This window comes from Burkholderia pulmonis (assembly GCF_984667975.1).
On record NZ_OZ480187.1, the window covers coordinates 1,161,898 to 1,179,546 of the forward strand.

Consider the following 17,649-nt stretch of genomic DNA (forward strand, 5'->3'; position numbering starts at 1 on the left):
AGCCGCGAATGAACACGACCAATCGCACGATGCTGGTGGCCGGCATGACCGGCGCGCTGCTGCTCGCGGCCGGCGGCGCGCATGCGCAGAGCATCGAGGACAAGCTGCGCAGCCAGTTGCGCTCGACCGTGCAGGAGCTGCGCCAGCTGCAGGACAGCCAGGCGCAGTTGCAGAGCGACAAGGCGGCGGCCGAGAAGCAGCGCGACGACGCGCTCGCGCAACTGAAGGCGATGCAGGGGCAACTGGCGGCGGCGCACGGCGATTCGGGCGCGGAGGCGGCTGCGAAGCGTGCGCTCGCGCAGGAGCGGGCCGGCCGCGAGCAGGACGCGAAGTCGCTCGCGAAGTACAAGTCGTCCTATGAGGACCTGCTCGCCGTGTCGCGTGCCCGCGATGCGCAGCACACGCAGCTGCAGAAGGACGTCGCCGCGCGCGACACGCAACTGAAGACCTGCCAGGCACACAACGCGGAGCTGTATCGCGTGGGACACGAGATTATCGACGCGTACGAGCATGCCGGGATCGGTACGTTCTTCTCGTCGCGGCAGCCGTTCGCGCAGTCGGCGCGCGTGAAGTACGACGATCTCGCGCAACGCTACGGCGATGCGCTGTATGCGGGCAAGTACGACCCGGCCGCGCGTCCGGCCGCGGCTGCCGCGGCGCCGGCATCGGCGGCCAGCGCACCGTGAGCGTGCGACTCGAACCCTTACCTGAAACCATCGATTCGTCGAATACGGGAAAGACAGACATGCAAGACACACAACCGAACGCCGGCGACGAACGCACGGCACACGATGCGCCGATCGAAGCGATCAGCGCCGACCGTCTGGCCGACGTGCTGCGCCGCGCGGGCTACCGCGTGACCGCAGCCGAGCAGAACGGCGCGGTGCAGCTGATGAGCGCGAGCCAGGGCATCGGCTTCGCGGTGCGCTTCGGCAATCCGGCCACGGCGCTCGCGCCGCAGGGTGTTGATGCGCCCCCCGCCGCGCTGCCGTACATCGACTACACACTGTCGTGCGTGCTGCAGGTGCAGGGCGATTTGCCGGTCGAACTCGTCGCGGACTGGAACCGCACCAAGCGCTTCGCGCGTCTCGCGAGCCACGGGCCGTTTCTCGCGCTGGAGATGGACGTGGTCGTCGCGGGCGGCGTGTCCGAGCGCTACCTGCGTTCGACGATCGAGCTGTGGGACCGGCTGATCCAGGAATTCCTGCTGCACCTGCGCAACCGTCCCGCAATGGCCGAGCAGGAAGCGGCCGCGCGTACGGCGGCGGGCAATCCGGATCGCGAAGCGAAGGCTGCCGCCGCGGTGGAAGGGCTCGAGGCCGCCGCGCAGTCATGATCGGCGGCCGGATCGGCGCCGCGTTGCGCGCGTGGCTGCCGGGCCGTACGCGGCCCGGGGCGACAACCGCCGCCGATGCGCCTGCCGCATGGGGCGCCTATGCGCAGCGCGTTGCGCAATGGCTGCAGACGGCGCTCGACGGCGACGATGCGGCCGCGAGCCGTTTGCGCGCCAGCGTCGAGTGTTGGGCCGACGAATTGGCCGGCACCGATGACGACGCGCCCGTGCTGCCGGTGCGCACGTGGCTCGACCGGCACGGGCGCGTGACGCGCGTCGACAGCGGGGCGGCCGCACAACCGGCGCTAGACGCCGCGCTGCACGCCGCACTCGTCGGCCGGTCGGTCGGCATTGCGCCGCCGCGCGGGATGGCGCAGCCGCTCGTGCTGCGCATGGCGCTGACGGGCACGCGTTGATGCTGTATCCGCGTTTCAAGAACAATCCAGAGGGCAGTCGAACGATGATGACGAAGATGAAGATGCGGGCGTGGGTGGCAGGCACCCTCGTGCTGGGTGCGCCACTCGTTGCGTACGCACAGGACGACGTGATCGCGAATGCCGCACAGGCATCGGTGACGCAGGCCGACATCGCGGGGCTGTTGAAGGCGGTGAGCCCCGAAGGGCGCGAGCGCCTCGCGGCCGATCCCGCGGCGCTGGACCAGGTCGTGCGTTCGACGCTCGCGCAGAAGGCCGTGCTGGCCGAGGCGAAATCGAAGGGCTGGGACAAGCAGGCGCAGGTGCAGGCGGCCGTCGAACAGGCGCAGCGCGACATCGTCGTGCGCAGCTACCTGGCGTCGGTGAATGCGCCGCCGGCCGATTACCCGTCGGACGCGGAACTCCAGTCCGCCTACGACACGAACCGCGCCGCGTTTACCGCGCCGCGCGCGCTGCACGTCGCGCAGATCTACATCGCGGTGCCGCCGAACGCGGATGGCGCGACGCTCGACAAGGCGCGCAAGCAGGCGGCCGATCTCGCAAACCGCGCGCGCGGCGGCGATTTCGCGGCGCTGGCGAAGGCGAATTCGCAGGACAAGGCGAGCGCCGCGAACGGCGGCGATCTCGGTTTCGTGCCCGACCAGTTGATGGTGCCGGCGGTCCGGCAGGCGGCCGATGCGCTGAAGCCGGGCCAGGTCTCCGCGCCGATCCGGACGCCGGCCGGCTTTCACGTCGTGAAGCTGATCGACGTGCGAGCGGCCGCACCGCGCCCGCTGGCCGACGTGAAGGAGCAACTGCGGGCGATGCTGCGTGCGCAGCGCACGCAGCAGAATGCGCAAACCTATCTCGCGAAGCTCGCCGCGAACGCGCCCATCAACGAAGACGCGCTGAAGAAAGCGCTCGCGTCGGCCCGGTAGGCACGCTCATGGCAACTGTCCGTTCGACGCCGCGTGTCGAGGCGCCCGATGCGCGTACACCGGGGCGGCGGCGCCCGGCCGCGGCCGCCGATCGTCCGCGCATGCCGAAGGCGAACCCGTGGCCGGGCCGGCCCGGCGAGTGGCCGACGCATTGTCCACTGTGCTTCGGCGCGCTGGAGCCGCTGCCCGGTGCGGGCGGCTATGCACGCCACCGGAGCACGCGATGTTCCGCGCAGTGCGTGCTCACGACGCGCCAGTATCAACCGGAGGAACTGACGATTCGCGGCTCGCGCGACGTGCAGGTCGCCGCCCGTCATCGCGAGCGTTTCATCGCGCAGTGGTCGCGCCATTACACGCTGATGCGGCGCGTGTGGCCCGCGCTGACGATCGGGCGTTTCGTCGCGGTGATCTCGTGCGCGGATGTGGCGGATCTCTGGTCGTACCGGATGTTGCGCGACGACGATCTCGCGGCCTTGCTGCTCGTGCTGGCCGGTTTCCTGCGCGTGCCGGATGCGTCGGGAGCCGCTGCGCCCGGTGCCGGTACGCCCGATGCCGGCATGCCGGTTGACGAGGCGCGCGCGCCCGCGGTGCGCTGGGTGCGTTTCTGGTTCGATGCCAGCGTACGCGACGCCGGCGATCTGTGGACGGCCGGCAACGACGCGCCGCCGCTGTTTCGCGTCGATTACCGGGAACCGCTCGTCACGCCGTATCCGACCGGCGCGCAGGTGCACGCGTGGCAGCCCGTCGACGGCATGCGCGATGCATGGGCGCGGCACGCCGATGCAGACGAGCCGGCCGTCCTCTCGGCCGATCGCGCGGCGTTCGCGCGCTTCCTGGCGCGTACGCCGGCGTCGGGCGCGGGAGCATGACCGCATGCACGCGATGGAGTCGTCACTGACGGAGGCGCGGATGAAGATGCAACGGAACGGAATCGCGGCCATCGCCTGCCTGTTGCTGGCGGCCGGTGCGCATGCGCAGGGCAGCCGGGCGACCGCGGGTGGGCCGGCCGCCGCGCCGGCCAGCCCGGGTTCGGCGGCGAAGCCGGTGTGCGTCGATGCCGAAGTCGACGGCAAGCGCGCGCTGTCGTACGACTGCCTGAGCGAGCAACTGAAACCGAAGGCCGAGCCGCAGGCGGGTGCATCGCAAACGGATTCGGAGCGGCTGTCGAAGCAGCCGTCGAATCGCCTCGGCACGTTCAACCTGTCGACCGAGCAGAACCGCTTCGGCTCGAACTGGGGCCGGTCGATCACGCCGCAACGGCCCGATGCGCCGGTTGCGGTGCCGCCGAAGTAAGCGATGCGGCCGGCAAGGGCGGCACGGGCATCGATCAGCCGGCGGCGTGCCGGCGCGAACCGACGAGGAGCAGCACCATGAAAGCGGGCAGGCACACGGGCCGGGAGGCGGTGCGGCGGGTGATTGCGGGAGCGCTCGCGTTCGCCTGCGTTTGCACGGCCGTACAGTCCGCCGAGCGGCCCGCGCAGGCGATGGCCGCACCGCCGACCGTCGCGCTGCCGAATTTCGCCGCGCTGGTCCGGCGCGTCGGGCCGGCCGTCGTCAACATCAGCGTCACGCGTGAAGTCACGCAGATGGGCATCCAGTTGCCGCCCGGCATCGCGCCCGATCATCCGCTCGCGCCGTTTCTCGCGCGGCGCGTGATCGGCAACCGCGAGGAAGTGAGTCTCGGCTCGGGGTTCATCGTCAGTGCGGACGGCGTGATCCTGACCAACCGCCACGTGGTCGGCGACGCGGTCGCGATCGACGTGAAGCTGACCGACAAGCGCCAGTTCAAGGGGCGCGTGATCGGCAGCGACCCGGTGTCCGACGTCGCGGTGATCCGCATCGACGCGCACGATCTGCCGGTCGTCGCGACCGGCGATCCGGCGCGCACCGAAGTCGGCGACTGGGTGATGGCGATCGGGTCGCCGTACGGGTTCGCGAACACCGTCACGCAGGGCATCGTCAGCGCGAAGTCGCGTTCGTTGCCCGGCGAACAGGCGATTCCGTTCATCCAGACCGACGTGCCGATCAATCCCGGCAATTCAGGCGGCCCGCTGTTCGATCTCGGCGGCCGCGTGATTGCGATCAACTCGATGATCTTCTCGAAGACGGGCGGTTACCAGGGGCTCGCGTTCGCGATCCCGATCGATCTCGCGCTCGACGTGAAGGACCAGTTGCTGCGCACCGGCAAGGTCACGCGCGGCCGACTCGGCGTGGCCGTGCAGGAAGTGAGCCAGGCGCTCGCGCGTTCGTTCGGCCTCGCGAGCCCGGATGGCGCGCTGATCACGATGGTCGAGCCGGACGGCCCGGCCGCGCACGCGGGCCTGCAGGCGGGCGACGTCGTGCTCGCGGTCGACGGCCGGCCGGTCGCCGAATCGGCGGACCTGCTCGGCACCGTTGCGGGGATGCGGGGCGGTCGGCAGACCGACCTGCTCGTGTGGCGCGCGGGCCGGGCGACGCACGTGATCGCAACGGTTGCCGCGTTCGACAGCGGCACGGCGTCGGCCGGCGCCGGGCAGGGGCCCGCGCGGTTCGGGCTCGCACTGCGCGTGGCGACGGAACAGGAGCGCCTGCGGCTCGGCGTCGGTCAGGCGCTCGTCGTCGAGCAGGCGAGCGGGCAGGCGGCGCGTGCCGGTTTGCAGCCCGGCGATATCGTGCTGTCGGTCAACGGCACGCCGGTCGCGAGCATCGGCGCGCTGATGGCCGAGATCGACGCCGCACACGGTAACGTCGCGCTGCTGGTGCAGCGTGGGGGCACCCGGCTGTACGTGCCGATCGAGATCGGCCGGGCGGACCCCACGTCGAAACGGGAGGCAGGATGAAGCGAATGCAGAAGCGGGGTACATGCGGATGGTTGAGCGCGATCGTCGCGGCATGCGTGCTGGCTGTCGGCGCTGCACCGGCTGTCGCGCAGACGGCCGACGTGCCGCAAACGTGGATCCGCTACGGTCAGCTCGCCGGGCAGCAGTTCCAGACCTGGCTCGAAGCGGATGGCGATGCGGCCGACCGGCTTCACCGATATCTGGAGGCGCGCGTGCTGAACGCACGGGCCGATGCGCCGCCGCCCGCGATCGTCGTGCGTGCGTGGATCGGTGCGAACGGTGTCGTTACGCGCGTCGAGTTCGTATCGCTCGGCGATCCCGACGCGGACGCGACACTGCGGCAACTCCTGACGGCGGGCCCGCTGGCCGAGCCGCCGCCGTCCGACATGCTGCAGCCGCTGCGCGTGCGCCTGCGGCTCGCACCGAATCCCGATGCGCCGGCGGCTGCGCCGGTGCCAGCGTCGGCGGCGCGCACGCCATGACATCCGGAGCGCGGTCGACGCGGGTGGATATCGTAATAAGATATGAGGTTATTGCATCGACGGGACGATGATGTCCCGCTTCCCTGAAAGGAGCTACCCATGCAACTGACCCAGTTAGGCGGGCATGTCGCCCAATCCGGTGTCGCCGAAAGGCAAAAACACGCGCAGGCGCTGATGTTCGGGATGGCGAACATCGACGAATACATGTCCGGCGGCGTCTGCTACGACGCCGCGGCCTATGTCCGGTATCTGCTGCGCGCCGATGCGATGATTACGCCCGGCGCGCTGCTCGACACGATCGGCCAGCTGTGGAGGGCGCGGTTCAACTTCGAGACCGGCGACCAGTGGGACGGGCGCGCGAGCATTCCGGCGGGCACCGCGGTCGGCTTCGCACGCGGCACGAATGTCTTTCATGCCGCGATCGCCGTCGGCGGCACCCGGATCCGCGGGATCAACGGCGGCCTGCTGGGCGCCGGATGGCTGCGTCCGGTCGATCTTGCGCGGGTGCTGCAGCCGGATCCGGCCGGCGGCTTTACGTACGACCGCACGAATATTCGCGTCTATCTGTCGCGCCTGTAGCCGGTCCGGCGTCACATTTCACGCCGGGCGTCGTGCCCGGCCGTGCGCCGCGCGCAAGAGCCGCGCGGCCGCCTGCCTGCCGTTCGGCGATTTCCGCATGGCGTCGCGCTGTCCAACGCTGCTATCCTCTCGACCTTGAATGACCCCCGTACGGCGGGGCGGATGCGCATGCTGCATTGCGGCGATGCATGCCGGTGCGAACCGGCGCGCGCGCTGAGGTAGCATGACTGAATATCCACGATGATCCATGACCAGTTTCGTGACTGATTTCCTTTCGTCCATGTCCACATGGTCAAGACAACGATGAGCGGCGCACCCGATCCAGCGGCGTCCGGCGACGACGAGTCGTCCGGCGGCGCGTCGTCCTATCTGGTGCCGGGGCTCGAACGCGGGCTGCGCATCCTCGCCGAATTCTCCGCGCGCGAGCCCGTGCTCGGCGCGCCCGAGCTGTCGAAGCGCATCGGCATTCCGCGCACGACCACGTTCCGCCTGCTGCAGACGCTCGAGGCGCTCGGTTTCCTCGAGCGCGTGAACGGCGACCGCCATTTCCGGCTCGGCGTCGGCGTGCTGCGGCTCGGCTTCGAATACCTGAATTCGCTCGAACTGACCGATCTCGGCACACCCGTGCTCGAACGGCTGCGCGATTCGACCGGCCTGTCGGCACACCTGCTGATCCGTGACCAGCGCGATGTCGTGTTCGTCGCGAAGGCACAGAGCAACGCGTCGATGTTCGGTTCGGTGAAGGTGCACGTCGGCACGCGCCTGCCCGCGCATGCAACCGTGCATGGCCACGTGCTGATGGGCGACCTCACGCGCGACGCGCTGCGGCAGCTCTATCCGGAGAAAAAGCTCGAACAGTTCACCGAGCGCACGCCAGGCACAGTCGACGAGCTGTACGAACGCGTGCGCCATTACGCGCGGCTCGGCTACGCGGTCAGCGAGGCCGCATTCGAGAGCGGCATTTCGGCCGTGACCGCGCCCGTGCGCGATCATTCGGGCTCGATCGTCGCGGCGATCACCGCGACGGTGCCGCGCTCGGAGATCGGCGAGGCCGGCGAGAAGGAACGGCTCGTCGAAGCCGTGTGTGGCGCGGCGGTCGACCTGTCGCAACGGCTGAACTATCGCCCGCTCGAAAGCGACCCGACGTTCGCGCATGCGCGCCACAAGGTCGCGATGTTCTGACGACGCATCGAACCGGCCGCGGCGCGCGGCATCGCAAACGAAAAAGAGCGGCCCGCGGGCCGCTCTTTTCATTTCGGGCGCCGAAGGCCCGATGCCCGAACCCGCTCAGAACGAGTGGTGGATCCCGGTCAGCACGATCACCTGGTTCGCGGTGCTCGACACGCCGGCCGTGAAGAACGCGGCCTGTGCGCCGCCCGAGCCGTGTTCATAAAGCACGTTCGCATACAGCTGCGTGCGCTTCGACAACGCGTAGATGTCGCCCAGCTCGACCTGCGACCAGCGGCGGCCGGCCAGCGTCGTGGTGGCCGCGCCGCCCGCGATCGTGTTGAACGTGCTGCTGCGGTAGTTCACACCCGCGTCGTAGCTCTGGAACGTATCCGAATAGCCGTTCGACTGCATCTTCGTGCGCGTGTACAGGCCGTGCACGAGGAAGTCGCCGAACTGGTAGGACGCGCCCGCGCCGATGTTCTCGACCTTGTTCGCGATATAGCCGTTCGCGGTGTTCTGCCCCTGGAACGACGTGATGCCGGTCGTGCTGATCAGGATCGAGCGGTCGTGCTCGTTCGAGTACACGGCCGACGCCTTGAACGGCCCGTTTGCATAGTTCAGCGCGACGCCGACCGATTTGCCGGTCGAGAAGTTCGTCGTGTTGCCGAATGCCAGCGTCGCCGCGGCCGAGAAGCCCGCGAAGGTCGGCGAACGGTATTTGACCGCGTTGTTGTACGGCACGTTGCCGGTGGCGGCGAGCCCGTCGATGTTGCCGGGGTGGAACGCGTACCAGCTCATCGCGAGATAGGCCGTGCTGAGCGGATCGAGATAGTCGAACGACAGCGGTGTCTGGCGGCCGAGCGTCACCGTGCCGTAGTGCTCCGAGCTGAGGCCGACGAACGCCGCACGGTTCCAGAGCGTGTTCGCGGTCGCGAGCTGGCCGTTGTTCGTATAGAAGCCGTTTTCGAGCTGGAAGATCGCCGACAGGCCGCCGCCGAGATCTTCCTTGCCCTTCAGGCCCCATCGATCGGGCTGCGTGTTGCCCTGGATCATCGACCACTTCGCCTGACCGCCGACGTTGTTCACGTACGCAATACCCGCGTCGAGGCTGCCGTATAGCGTGACGCTGCTCTGCGCCCATGCGCCCGACGCGACGCTCATCCCGATGACTGCTGCTGCTACCGCATGCTTGACCATTTTGTCTCCTGACTCTCCAACCTGATGAAAACGTGCTGTGGCGGCATGCGCAGGGACGGCCGGCCGTCGCGCAGGGTGTTCACCGCCGAATGGGCATTTGTATGTTCCATATAAGGAACAGCGTGCCTCTGGTGGAATGAAGTATAGAGGTGTCGGACACCGGATCAAAAATAAATTTTTCGGGACGGATGGGTTTCGGCCCGGCGCGCGACACCGGGGTGCGAAACCCGTAAAAAGACGATAAATCCCCGTCACACAACAAAAAATTACATTTGATAAGGCAGGCGAAAGCGTATGCCGACCCGTTGGTCGGTGTTTTCCCTAGGACACGCAGCTTTTTGTTTTACTCGTGGAAAGTCGCTCCTATAATCACCATCCATAAACTACTGTTCCTGATATGGAACAAATCGGAACAAACCGAGAGTCGATCAGAAGGAAGGGTGTGAGATGTCTGAACAATGGATTTGCGCCGGTCACGCCGGCGCGCTGTCGGAAGACACGCCGATCGAGTTCAAGCGGACCGACGGCGTGGAAATCGGGATCTACCGCGTCGGCGACGACGTGTATGCGCTCGAGAACGTGTGCCCGCATGCGTACGCGCTGCTGACGCAGGGGTTCGTCGACGAAGGCACCGTCGAATGCCCGCTGCACGAGGCCGTGTTCGACATCAAGACGGGCGAATGCCTGAAGGGTCCGGGCGGACGCGCGCTGAAGCAGTACGCGGTGCGTCTCGCCGGCGAGGAAATCCAGATCAAGGTGGAATGACATGAAAGAAGCGACCGTCAACTTCAATCCCTTCCTGAAGCCGTGGGTGGCGCCGCAGCCGAACAACGTCGCCGGCAAGGGGCAGATCGAGATCCCCGGCCAGGTCGGGAACCAGGTCTGGCAGAACCGCAAGGCCGCGCCGACCCAATACGAGAACGACCTCGGCGATGCGCTCGAACGCGTGTTCGAAGCCGGTGCGACCGAGCTGGACGATGTCGTCGCGGGCCTGAACCGCATCGGCTTCCGCGCGCCGGACGGTACCGCGTGGACCGCCGAGCGCTTCCGCGCCGAAATGGCCTCGCTGGCGGAATGAACGCGCGCGCCGCGTGACCGCCGACCCGACGACAACCGCATCCGGAGCACACTGATGACGTCCCCCGCACAACACGAAGCCCAACACGACCCGGTCCGCGCCTACCTCGACCGCGGCATCAAGAACTACTGGTATCCCGTCGCGCCGAGCTGGCAGGTGTCGAACGCGCCCGTCGGCCTCACGCGCCTGTCCGAGCAGATCGTGCTGTGGCGCGATCACGAAGGCAAAGTCCATGCGCTGGAAGATCGCTGCCCGCACCGCGGCGCGCGCCTGTCGCTCGGCTGGAACCTCGGCGGCAACATCGCGTGCTGGTATCACGGCATCGAGGTCGACGGCGGCGGCACGGTCAACCGCGTGCCGGCCGTATCGAACTGTCCGCTCGAAGGCACCAAGTGCGTGAAGTCGTATCCGGTCGAAGAGAAGGCCGGCGCGATCTTCCTGTGGTTCGGCGACGAAGCGCACGGCGAGCCGGCGCCGCTGAACCTGCCCGAGGAACTGGTCGCCGACGAGTACGGCCACTTCCTGTGCGTGTCGAACTGGAAGTGCAATTACCAGTACGCGATCGACAACGTGATGGACCCGATGCACGGCGCGTACCTGCATGCGACGTCGCACTCGATGGCCGAAGGCGACAAGCAGGCCGACATGCGCGTGCGCAAGACGGAAACGGGCTTGATGTTCGAGAAGATCGGCCAGCGCGACGTGAACTTCGACTGGGTCGAGCTCGGCGAAACGGGCTGCCTGTGGATGCGCCTCGCGATTCCGTACAAGCAGAAGTTCGGCCCGGGCGGCAACTTCGGGATCATCGGTTTCGCGACGCCGGTCGACGGCGACAACTGTCAGGTCTACTTCTGGCGTACCCGCAAGGTCAGCGGCTGGCAGCGCGACGTGTGGCGCTTCATGTACCGCAACCGCCTCGAGGGCCTGCACTGGGACGTGCTCGAGCAGGACCGCTACGTCCTCGAAAGCCTCGCGCCGCATGCGCGCGATCACGAATACCTGTACCAGCACGACGTCGGCGTCACGCGCGTGCGCCGGATGCTGCGCCAGCGTGCGCAGGAACACCTGTCCGCGCTCGACGCGCACCGCGCGGCCCAAGCCGCTTCGGAGCCCGCGAATGGCTGAGTCCGCTCCGGTCGTGTCGCTGCCGGGTCGCCGCGTGCTCGTCACCGGCGGCGCGCGCGGTCTCGGCGCGGCGTTCGTGAAGGCGCTCGTCGCAGCCGGCGCGCAGGTCGCGTTCGGCGACGTGCTGGCCGACGAAGGCCGTGCGCTTGCCGCGCAGCTCACGCAAGCCGGCCACACCGCGCATTTCTTCCCGCTCGACCTGGCCGATCCGGCCAGCATCGACGCCTTCGTCGCGCAGGGCGCGGCGGCGCTCGGCGGCATCGACGCGCTGATCAACAACGCGGCGATCACGAACTCGGGCGGCAAGCTGTCGACGGAGCTCGACGTGTCGACGTGGGACGCCGTGATGAACGTGAACGTGCGCGGCGTGTGGCTCGTCAGCAATGCGGCGCTGCCGCACCTTGCGCAGTCGGGCCGCGGCGCGATCGTGAACCTCGCATCGGACACCGCGCTGTGGGGTGCGCCGAAGCTGCTCGCGTACGTCGCGAGCAAGGGGGCGGTGATCGCGATGACGCATACGCAGGCCCGCGAGTTCGGCGCGCACGGCGTGACGGTCAACGCGATCGCGCCGGGGCTCACCGAAGTCGAGGCGACCGCCTACGTGCCGGCCGAGCGTCATGCGTTCTACCTGCAGGGCCGCGCGCTGACGCGTGCTCAGGTGCCCGACGACGTGACGGGCCCCGTGCTGTTCCTGCTGTCGGACGGTGCGCGCTTCGTGACGGGCCAACTGCTGCCGGTGAACGGCGGCTTCGTAATGAATTGATGTTTTCACACTGAATCAAGGAGAGGACGATGGCGGACGCCGATCTCGAACGCAAGTCGTGGGACCAGCCGGAAGGCGCAAGCTTCAACGACTGGATGGAAGGGCGCGTGGCGCGCTATGCGACCCGTCGCTACGACTGGGACGCACTGAAGTTCCAGGCCGACTACGACCCGAAGTACCGCCGTGCGCAGATGCGCTATGTCGGCACGGGCGGCACGGGCGTCGCGAAGGACGTCAACACGGTGCCGGCCGGCGGCTTCACGTTCTCGACGATGGTCATCCCGGCCGGCAACATCGGCCCGAGCCACATCCACATGGACGTCGAGGAAATCTTCTTCGTGCTGCGCGGCAAGATGAAGGTGATCTGCGAGCGCGACGGCGAGACGTGGGAAGCGATCCTCGGCGAGCGCGACCTGATCTCGGTGCCGCCCGGCGTGTATCGCACGGAAATCAACATCGGCGAGGAAGATGCGCTGATGTGCGTGATGCTCGGTTCGCCGAAGCCCGTCACGCCGACGTATCCGCCCGATTCGCCGCTCGCGAAGATCAAGCGTTGAGACGGGGCGGGTGAAGCAATGAGTGTCATCGACAAACGTGAACGCGACCGCACCGCGGCATTCGCAACGCTGCTCGGGCAGTTTCCCGAGCAGCGTTGCGCGGCCGGCGCGGCGGGCACGATCGGTTATCGCGAGGCCGGCGCACAGCATGCGGGCCGCGCGCTGCCCGTCGTGCTGCTGCACGGGATCGGCTCGGGCGCCGCATCGTGGGTCCGCCAGCTCGACGCGCTCGGCGCATCGCGGCGCGTGCTCGCGTGGGATGCACCCGGTTACGGCGTGTCGACGCCCGTGCATGGCGCGTCGCCGGCTGCCGCCGACTACGCGGCATCGCTGAACGCGTGGCTCGAGGCACTCGGCATCGAACGCTGCGTGCTGGTCGGTCATTCGCTCGGCGCGATCATCGCGGGCGGTCTTGCCCGCGTGATGCCCGCGCGGATCGCCGGCCTGCTGCTGGTGTCGCCCGCGGGCGGCTACGGCAGCGCCCCGGCCGACACCCGCGAATCGCGTCGCGACGCGCGGCTCGCGATGCTCGCGGAACTCGGCCCGGCCGGGCTCGCCGAGCAGCGCAGCGGCAACATGCTGTCCGGTTTCGCGAACGAGGAGGCGAAGGCGTGGGTGCGCTGGAACATGGCGCGCATCGTGCCGGCCGGCTACGCGCAGGCCACGCATCTGCTCGCGAATGCAGACCTCGCGACCGATCTCGCCAGCTTCCGCGGCCGCACGGCCGTGGCCGTCGGCGCGAACGACGCGATCACGCCGCCCGCCGCGTGCGAGCGGATTGCCGCGGCCGCGCACGTCGGGCTGCAGGTGATTCCGCAAGCAGGGCATGCCGGCTATGTGGAAGCACCGTCCGTTTATTTCGCACTGATCGACGGCTTCTGCCGCCAGTGCGACCAACAGCGGGGGCTGGGATGAAAAACCCCCACGCTCACATTCGTTCGCTTGGGGGCGCGCAGCCCCCTCATACCCAGAACACGGATGCCTCCCTTGGGGCGGCCCGGCGGGAGGCATCATGACCGAACCGCTGCAACAAAACGAATCCGAAAACGCGAAGGCCGATGCCAACTACGTGGTGCCGGGCCTCGAACGCGGGCTGCGGATTCTCGCCGAATTCTCGCCGCGCGAGCCCGTGCTCGGTGCGCCCGAACTGTCGAAACGGCTTGGCATTCCGCGCACGACGGTGTTCCGTCTGCTGCAGACGCTCGAGTCGCTCGGCTTCCTCGAGCGTGCGGACAAGGATCGCAACTACAAGCTCGGCATCGCCGTGCTGCGGCTCGGCTTCGAATACCTGAGCTCGCTGGAGCTGACCGATCTCGGCTTGCCGGTGATCGAAAGCCTGCGCGATGCGACCGGCTTTACGACGCACATCGTGATCCGCGACGGCCGCGACGTGGTGTTTGTCGCGAAGGCGCAGAGCCAGTCGCCGGTGTTCAGCTCGATTCGCGTGAACGTCGGCACGCGCCTGCCCGCGCATGCAACGACCCACGGCCACGTGCTGATGGGTGACCTGTCGCTGAAGGAACTGCACGCGCTGTATCCGGAAGGCGCGCTGAACCGGATGACGAGCGCGACGCCGGAAACGGTCGATGCGTTGTACGACATGATCCGCGAGGATGCGCTGCGCGGCTACGGCGTCAGCAATTCGTCGTTCGAGCGCGGGATCTCGGTGGTCACGGCGCCGGTGCGCAACGAGACGCAGAGAATTGTCGCGTGCATTACGGTGACGGTGCCGCGTCCGGAGATCGACGCGGCGCTGATCGCGGACGGGCTGATCGACAAGGTGCAGCGCGCGGCGGCGGAACTGTCGCGGCGGCTCAATTACCGCTCGGATGACGAGCACACGTTTCTGAAGGCTTTAGGACTCCGATGATTCAGATCGATCTGACCGGGCAGGTTGCGGTGGTGACGGGCGGTTCGTCCGGCATCGGCCTCGCGACGGCCGAACGGTTCCTGCAGGCGGGTGCGTCGGTCGCGATTTGCGGCCGCGACGGCGACCGCCTCGCACGTGCCGAAACGATGCTTCGCGACAAATACGCGGGTGCACAGCTGCTGGCCGCACGCTGCAACGTGCTCGACGAAGCCGATGTCGACGCGTTCGCGCAAGCGGTGTCCACGCGCTTCGGCCGTGCCGACATGCTGGTCAACAACGCCGGCCAGGGCCGCGTGTCGACCTTCGCCGACACGACCGACGACGCGTGGCGCGAAGAACTCGAACTGAAGTACTTCAGCATCATCCGCCCGACGCGCGCGTTCCTGCCGCTGCTGCGTGACGCGCAGGCGCCGACGATCACCTGCGTGAACTCGTTGCTTGCGCTGCAGCCCGAGCCGCACATGGTCGCGACGTCGTCGGCGCGCGCGGGCGTGCTGAGCCTCGTGAAGTCGCTCGCGACCGAGCTGGCGCCGCAGCGCATCCGCGTGAACTCGATCCTGATCGGCATCGTCGAGTCGGGCCAGTGGCGCCGCCGCTACGACACGCAGGCGCAGCCCGGCGAAAGCTGGGAAGACTGGACGGGCGCGCTCGCCCGCAAGAAGAACATTCCGCTGAACCGCTTCGGCAAGCCTGACGAGGCCGCCTGGGCACTCTTTTATCTCGCAACGCATCTGTCGTCGTACACGACGGGCAGCCATATCGACGTTTCTGGAGGCTTTGCACGCCATGTCTAACAAAACCACGGTTGGCGAGCTGATTGCCACCTTCCTCGAGCAGTGCGGCGTGAAGACCGCATTCGGTGTCATCTCGATCCACAACATGCCGATTCTCGACGCGATCAACACGCGCGGCAATATCCGGTATGTCGGCGCGCGCGGCGAAGCGGGCGCATTGAACATGGCCGACGGCCTGGCCCGCGTGTCGGGCGGCCTCGGCGTCGCGTTCACGAGCACGGGCACGGCGGCGGGCAACGCGGCCGGCGCGATGGTCGAGGCGCTGACGGCCGGCACCGCGCTGCTGCACATCACCGGGCAGATCGAGACGCCCTACCTCGACCAGGATCTCGCGTACATCCACGAAGCGCCCGACCAGCTGTCGATGCTGCACGCGATCTCGAAGGCCGCGTTCCGCGTGCGTACGGTCGAAACCGTGCTGCCGACGATCCGGGAAGCCGTGCGCATCGCGCAGACCGCGCCGACGGGCCCCGTGTCGGTCGAGATTCCGATCGACATCCAGGCGGCCGAAATCGAATGGCCGGAGGACCTGGAGCCCGCACACGTCGCGGTGCGCGAGCATGACGCCGCCCGTGTCGCGAAGCTCGCCGACGCGCTGGCGGGCAAGCGCCGCCCGCTGCTGTGGCTCGGCGGCGGCGCGCGCCACGCCCGCGAGGAAGTCGAACGCCTCGTGAAGCTCGGCTTCGGCGTCGTGACGAGCGTGCAGGGCCGCGGCGTGCTGCCCGAGGATCATCCGGCGACGCTCGGCGCATTTAACGTGCATGCGTCCGTCGAAGCGTTCTACAAGACCTGCGATGCGCTCGTCGTGGTCGGCTCGCGCCTGCGCGGCAACGAGACGCTGAAGTACAAGCTCGCGCTGCCGCAGCCGCTGTTCCGCGTCGATGCCGAGGCACTTGCCGACAACCGCGGCTATCGCAACGAACTGTTCGTGCACGGCGATTCGAAGCGCGTGCTGGCCGAGCTGGCCGATCGCCTCGAAGGCCGCCTGAGTGTCGATCCGCAATTCGCGGCCGATCTCGCGGCGGCGCGCGAGCAGGCCGTCGCCAGCGTGGCGGAAGGCCTCGGGCCCTACAAGAAGCTGGTCGATACGCTACAGGGCGCGATCGGCCGCGACTACAACTGGGTGCGCGACGTGACGATCTCGAACAGCACGTGGGGTAACCGCCTGCTGAAGATCTTCGAGCCGCGCTCCGGCGTGCATGCGCTCGGCGGCGGCATCGGCCAGGGCATCCAGATGGGCATCGGCGCGGCGCTGGCGGGTGCGGCGGCGAAGACGGTCTGCCTGGTCGGCGACGGCGGCCTGATGGTCAACGTCGGCGAACTCGTCACGGCCGTGCAGGAAAACGCGAACGTGATGATCGTGCTGATGAACGACCAGTGCTACGGCGTGATCCGCAACATCCAGGACGCGCATTACGAAGGCCGCCGCTGCTTCGTGCAGCTGCACCAGCCCGATTTCGCGCAGTTCTGCGCGAGCTTCGGCCTCACGCATTACCGGATCACGTCGCTCGACCAGGCCGAAGCGATCGTGCGCGAAGGGATGGCGAAGGAAGGCCCGGTGATGGTCGAGGTCGACATGCTGTCGGTCGGCTCGTTCGCGTCGAACTTCGCGGGCCCGCCGGTGAAGAAGGAAGCGCCGACGGAGCGCCAGTATGCGTAACGCGCACGCACCCGTCGACGTCGCGATGATCGGCTTCGGTGCGATCGGCGCGGCCGTGTACCACGCGGTCGAGCACGATGCGTCGCTGCGGGTCGCGCACGTGATCGTGCCGGAACACCAGCGCGCGGCGGTGCAGGGCGTGCTCGGCAGTGCGGTGGAGGTCGTGTCGTCGGTCGACGCACTGGCCCGCCGCCCCGAGTTTGCGCTCGAATGCGCGGGCCACAGTGCGCTCGTCGATCACGTGGTGCCGCTGCTGAAGGCCGGCACCGACTGTGCGGTCGCGTCGATCGGTGCGCTGTCCGACCTCGCGCTGCTCGACGTGCTGTCGCAGGCGGCCGACGAAGGCGGCGCGACGGTCACGTTGCTGTCCGGCGCGATCGGCGGCATCGACGCGCTGGCGTCCGCGAAGCAGGGCGGCCTCGACGAAGTGCTGTACGTCGGCCGCAAGCCGCCGCTCGGCTGGCTCGGTACGCCGGCCGAGGCGCTGTGCGACCTGCGCGCGATGACCGAGGAAAAGGTGATCTTCGAAGGCACCGCGCGTGACGCCGCGCGGCTGTATCCGAAGAACGCGAACGTTGCGGCCACCGTGGCGCTCGCGGGCCTCGGCCTCGACGCGACGCGCGTGCGCCTGATCGCCGATCCGGCGGTCGAGCGCAACGTGCACCGCATCACCGCACGCGGCGCATTCGGCGAGATGTCGCTGGAAATGAGCGGCAAGCCGTTGCCCGACAACCCGAAAACGTCCGCGCTGACGGCGTACAGCGCGATCCGCGCGCTGCGCAACCGCACGGCCTGCTGCGTGATCTGAGCGCGCCATCGAGCGTCCGCCGCGCCACGGCGAGGGCGGACGCACAGAGACAGATTTGTGGGA

Annotated in this window: 21 protein-coding genes; 20 read left to right on the plus strand and 1 reads right to left on the minus strand. The window is 68.3% G+C overall.

Going from position 1 to position 17,649, the window contains the following annotated elements:
• The first annotated feature begins 8 nt into the window (after positions 1 to 8).
• The 10 genes from AC5LXK_RS21955 to AC5LXK_RS22000 all read left to right on the plus strand — a co-directional run bounded on the left by AC5LXK_RS21955 (position 9) and on the right by AC5LXK_RS22000 (position 7,746).
• Positions 9 to 686 (plus strand): hypothetical protein, encoded by a 678-nt coding sequence (locus AC5LXK_RS21955; RefSeq protein WP_493393581.1) that lies wholly within the window; start codon positions 9 to 11, stop codon positions 684 to 686.
• Between the two features lie 59 nt (positions 687 to 745).
• Positions 746 to 1,336 (plus strand): YbjN domain-containing protein, encoded by a 591-nt coding sequence (locus AC5LXK_RS21960; protein ID WP_493393583.1) that lies wholly within the window; start codon positions 746 to 748, stop codon positions 1,334 to 1,336.
• Positions 1,333 to 1,749 carry a hypothetical protein gene (locus tag AC5LXK_RS21965; protein ID WP_493393585.1) on the plus strand — a complete coding sequence of 139 codons (417 nt, stop codon included), beginning with the start codon at positions 1,333 to 1,335 and terminating at the stop codon, positions 1,747 to 1,749. The genes AC5LXK_RS21960 and AC5LXK_RS21965 overlap by 4 nt, the downstream gene beginning before the upstream one ends.
• 44 nt (positions 1,750 to 1,793) lie before the next feature.
• On the plus strand, positions 1,794 to 2,684 hold the full coding sequence (locus tag AC5LXK_RS21970) for a peptidylprolyl isomerase (protein ID WP_493393587.1): 891 nt from the start codon (positions 1,794 to 1,796) through the stop codon (positions 2,682 to 2,684).
• A gap of 8 nt (positions 2,685 to 2,692) precedes the next feature.
• Positions 2,693 to 3,553, plus strand: a complete 861-nt coding sequence (locus AC5LXK_RS21975) for a hypothetical protein (RefSeq protein WP_493393588.1) — start codon at positions 2,693 to 2,695, stop codon at positions 3,551 to 3,553.
• Between the two features lie 40 nt (positions 3,554 to 3,593).
• On the plus strand, positions 3,594 to 3,977 hold the full coding sequence (locus tag AC5LXK_RS21980; RefSeq protein ID WP_493393590.1) for a hypothetical protein: 384 nt from the start codon (positions 3,594 to 3,596) through the stop codon (positions 3,975 to 3,977).
• Between the two features lie 77 nt (positions 3,978 to 4,054).
• A complete protein-coding gene (locus AC5LXK_RS21985; protein WP_493393591.1) occupies positions 4,055 to 5,503 on the plus strand; it encodes a Do family serine endopeptidase in 1,449 nt (482 codons plus the stop codon).
• Positions 5,500 to 5,985, plus strand: coding sequence for a YbaB/EbfC family DNA-binding protein (locus tag AC5LXK_RS21990; RefSeq protein ID WP_493393593.1), 486 nt, complete (start codon positions 5,500 to 5,502; stop codon positions 5,983 to 5,985). The genes AC5LXK_RS21985 and AC5LXK_RS21990 overlap by 4 nt, the downstream gene beginning before the upstream one ends.
• A 99-nt stretch (positions 5,986 to 6,084) precedes the next feature.
• A complete protein-coding gene (gene tecA, locus AC5LXK_RS21995) occupies positions 6,085 to 6,564 on the plus strand; it encodes a type 6 secretion system effector deamidase TecA (RefSeq protein ID WP_493393594.1) in 480 nt (159 codons plus the stop codon).
• 288 nt (positions 6,565 to 6,852) lie between these two features.
• A complete protein-coding gene (locus AC5LXK_RS22000) occupies positions 6,853 to 7,746 on the plus strand; it encodes an IclR family transcriptional regulator (RefSeq protein ID WP_493393595.1) in 894 nt (297 codons plus the stop codon).
• A 105-nt stretch (positions 7,747 to 7,851) separates the two neighbouring features.
• On the opposite strand, the gene AC5LXK_RS22005 is transcribed toward AC5LXK_RS22000, so the two are convergent.
• The gene (locus tag AC5LXK_RS22005; protein ID WP_493393596.1) at positions 7,852 to 8,931 is read right to left on the minus strand and encodes a porin; all 1,080 of its coding nucleotides are present in this window, start codon (positions 8,929 to 8,931) and stop codon (positions 7,852 to 7,854) included.
• Between the two features lie 447 nt (positions 8,932 to 9,378).
• On the opposite strand from AC5LXK_RS22005, the gene AC5LXK_RS22010 reads away from it, so the two are divergent.
• From AC5LXK_RS22010 to AC5LXK_RS22055, 10 genes are all read left to right on the plus strand, one after another.
• Entirely contained in the window at positions 9,379 to 9,696 is a 318-nt protein-coding gene (locus tag AC5LXK_RS22010) for a non-heme iron oxygenase ferredoxin subunit (protein WP_006489883.1), read from the plus strand.
• A 1-nt stretch (position 9,697) separates the two neighbouring features.
• Positions 9,698 to 10,009, plus strand: coding sequence for a recombinase-like helix-turn-helix domain-containing protein (locus AC5LXK_RS22015; RefSeq protein WP_493393597.1), 312 nt, complete (start codon positions 9,698 to 9,700; stop codon positions 10,007 to 10,009).
• 54 nt (positions 10,010 to 10,063) lie between these two features.
• The gene (locus AC5LXK_RS22020) at positions 10,064 to 11,134 is read left to right on the plus strand and encodes an aromatic ring-hydroxylating dioxygenase subunit alpha (protein WP_493393598.1); all 1,071 of its coding nucleotides are present in this window, start codon (positions 10,064 to 10,066) and stop codon (positions 11,132 to 11,134) included.
• The gene (locus tag AC5LXK_RS22025; protein WP_493393599.1) at positions 11,127 to 11,897 is read left to right on the plus strand and encodes an SDR family oxidoreductase; all 771 of its coding nucleotides are present in this window, start codon (positions 11,127 to 11,129) and stop codon (positions 11,895 to 11,897) included. The genes AC5LXK_RS22020 and AC5LXK_RS22025 overlap by 8 nt, the downstream gene beginning before the upstream one ends.
• 29 nt (positions 11,898 to 11,926) lie before the next feature.
• Complete coding sequence (locus tag AC5LXK_RS22030; protein ID WP_039344094.1) at positions 11,927 to 12,454, plus strand: cupin domain-containing protein; 528 nt, start codon at positions 11,927 to 11,929, stop codon at positions 12,452 to 12,454.
• A gap of 18 nt (positions 12,455 to 12,472) precedes the next feature.
• The gene (locus AC5LXK_RS22035) at positions 12,473 to 13,369 is read left to right on the plus strand and encodes an alpha/beta fold hydrolase (protein ID WP_493393600.1); all 897 of its coding nucleotides are present in this window, start codon (positions 12,473 to 12,475) and stop codon (positions 13,367 to 13,369) included.
• A gap of 97 nt (positions 13,370 to 13,466) precedes the next feature.
• Complete coding sequence (locus tag AC5LXK_RS22040; RefSeq protein ID WP_493393601.1) at positions 13,467 to 14,324, plus strand: IclR family transcriptional regulator; 858 nt, start codon at positions 13,467 to 13,469, stop codon at positions 14,322 to 14,324.
• Entirely contained in the window at positions 14,321 to 15,118 is a 798-nt protein-coding gene (locus AC5LXK_RS22045) for an SDR family oxidoreductase (RefSeq protein ID WP_493393602.1), read from the plus strand. Before AC5LXK_RS22040 ends, AC5LXK_RS22045 begins: the two co-directional genes overlap by 4 nt.
• Positions 15,111 to 16,778 carry a thiamine pyrophosphate-binding protein gene (locus AC5LXK_RS22050; protein ID WP_493393603.1) on the plus strand — a complete coding sequence of 556 codons (1,668 nt, stop codon included), beginning with the start codon at positions 15,111 to 15,113 and terminating at the stop codon, positions 16,776 to 16,778. The genes AC5LXK_RS22045 and AC5LXK_RS22050 overlap by 8 nt, the downstream gene beginning before the upstream one ends.
• A complete protein-coding gene (locus tag AC5LXK_RS22055; protein ID WP_493393604.1) occupies positions 16,771 to 17,586 on the plus strand; it encodes an aspartate dehydrogenase in 816 nt (271 codons plus the stop codon). The genes AC5LXK_RS22050 and AC5LXK_RS22055 overlap by 8 nt, the downstream gene beginning before the upstream one ends.
• The last annotated feature ends 63 nt before the right edge of the window (positions 17,587 to 17,649 follow it).

Bases quoted from the DNA above. Each gene is read 5' to 3' on its own strand.
- AC5LXK_RS21990 (WP_493393593.1), top strand. From the start codon at position 5,500: ATGAAGCGAATGCAGAAGCGGGGTACATGCGGATGGTTGAGCGCGATC.
- AC5LXK_RS22010 (WP_006489883.1), top strand. From the start codon at position 9,379: ATGTCTGAACAATGGATTTGCGCCGGTCACGCCGGCGCGCTGTCGGAA.
- AC5LXK_RS21985 (WP_493393591.1), top strand. From the start codon at position 4,055: ATGAAAGCGGGCAGGCACACGGGCCGGGAGGCGGTGCGGCGGGTGATT.
- AC5LXK_RS22050 (WP_493393603.1), top strand. From the start codon at position 15,111: ATGTCTAACAAAACCACGGTTGGCGAGCTGATTGCCACCTTCCTCGAG.
- AC5LXK_RS22035 (WP_493393600.1), top strand. From the start codon at position 12,473: ATGAGTGTCATCGACAAACGTGAACGCGACCGCACCGCGGCATTCGCA.
- AC5LXK_RS22045 (WP_493393602.1), top strand. From the start codon at position 14,321: ATGATTCAGATCGATCTGACCGGGCAGGTTGCGGTGGTGACGGGCGGT.
- AC5LXK_RS22015 (WP_493393597.1), top strand. From the start codon at position 9,698: ATGAAAGAAGCGACCGTCAACTTCAATCCCTTCCTGAAGCCGTGGGTG.
- AC5LXK_RS22025 (WP_493393599.1), top strand. From the start codon at position 11,127: ATGGCTGAGTCCGCTCCGGTCGTGTCGCTGCCGGGTCGCCGCGTGCTC.
- AC5LXK_RS21975 (WP_493393588.1), top strand. From the start codon at position 2,693: ATGGCAACTGTCCGTTCGACGCCGCGTGTCGAGGCGCCCGATGCGCGT.
- AC5LXK_RS22040 (WP_493393601.1), top strand. From the start codon at position 13,467: ATGACCGAACCGCTGCAACAAAACGAATCCGAAAACGCGAAGGCCGAT.
- AC5LXK_RS22020 (WP_493393598.1), top strand. From the start codon at position 10,064: ATGACGTCCCCCGCACAACACGAAGCCCAACACGACCCGGTCCGCGCC.
- AC5LXK_RS22000 (WP_493393595.1), top strand. From the start codon at position 6,853: ATGGTCAAGACAACGATGAGCGGCGCACCCGATCCAGCGGCGTCCGGC.
- AC5LXK_RS21965 (WP_493393585.1), top strand. From the start codon at position 1,333: ATGATCGGCGGCCGGATCGGCGCCGCGTTGCGCGCGTGGCTGCCGGGC.
- AC5LXK_RS22055 (WP_493393604.1), top strand. From the start codon at position 16,771: ATGCGTAACGCGCACGCACCCGTCGACGTCGCGATGATCGGCTTCGGT.
- AC5LXK_RS21970 (WP_493393587.1), top strand. From the start codon at position 1,794: ATGATGACGAAGATGAAGATGCGGGCGTGGGTGGCAGGCACCCTCGTG.
- AC5LXK_RS22005 (WP_493393596.1), bottom strand. From the start codon at position 8,931: ATGGTCAAGCATGCGGTAGCAGCAGCAGTCATCGGGATGAGCGTCGCG.
- AC5LXK_RS22030 (WP_039344094.1), top strand. From the start codon at position 11,927: ATGGCGGACGCCGATCTCGAACGCAAGTCGTGGGACCAGCCGGAAGGC.
- AC5LXK_RS21960 (WP_493393583.1), top strand. From the start codon at position 746: ATGCAAGACACACAACCGAACGCCGGCGACGAACGCACGGCACACGAT.
- AC5LXK_RS21955 (WP_493393581.1), top strand. From the start codon at position 9: ATGAACACGACCAATCGCACGATGCTGGTGGCCGGCATGACCGGCGCG.
- AC5LXK_RS21980 (WP_493393590.1), top strand. From the start codon at position 3,594: ATGAAGATGCAACGGAACGGAATCGCGGCCATCGCCTGCCTGTTGCTG.
- tecA (WP_493393594.1), top strand. From the start codon at position 6,085: ATGCAACTGACCCAGTTAGGCGGGCATGTCGCCCAATCCGGTGTCGCC.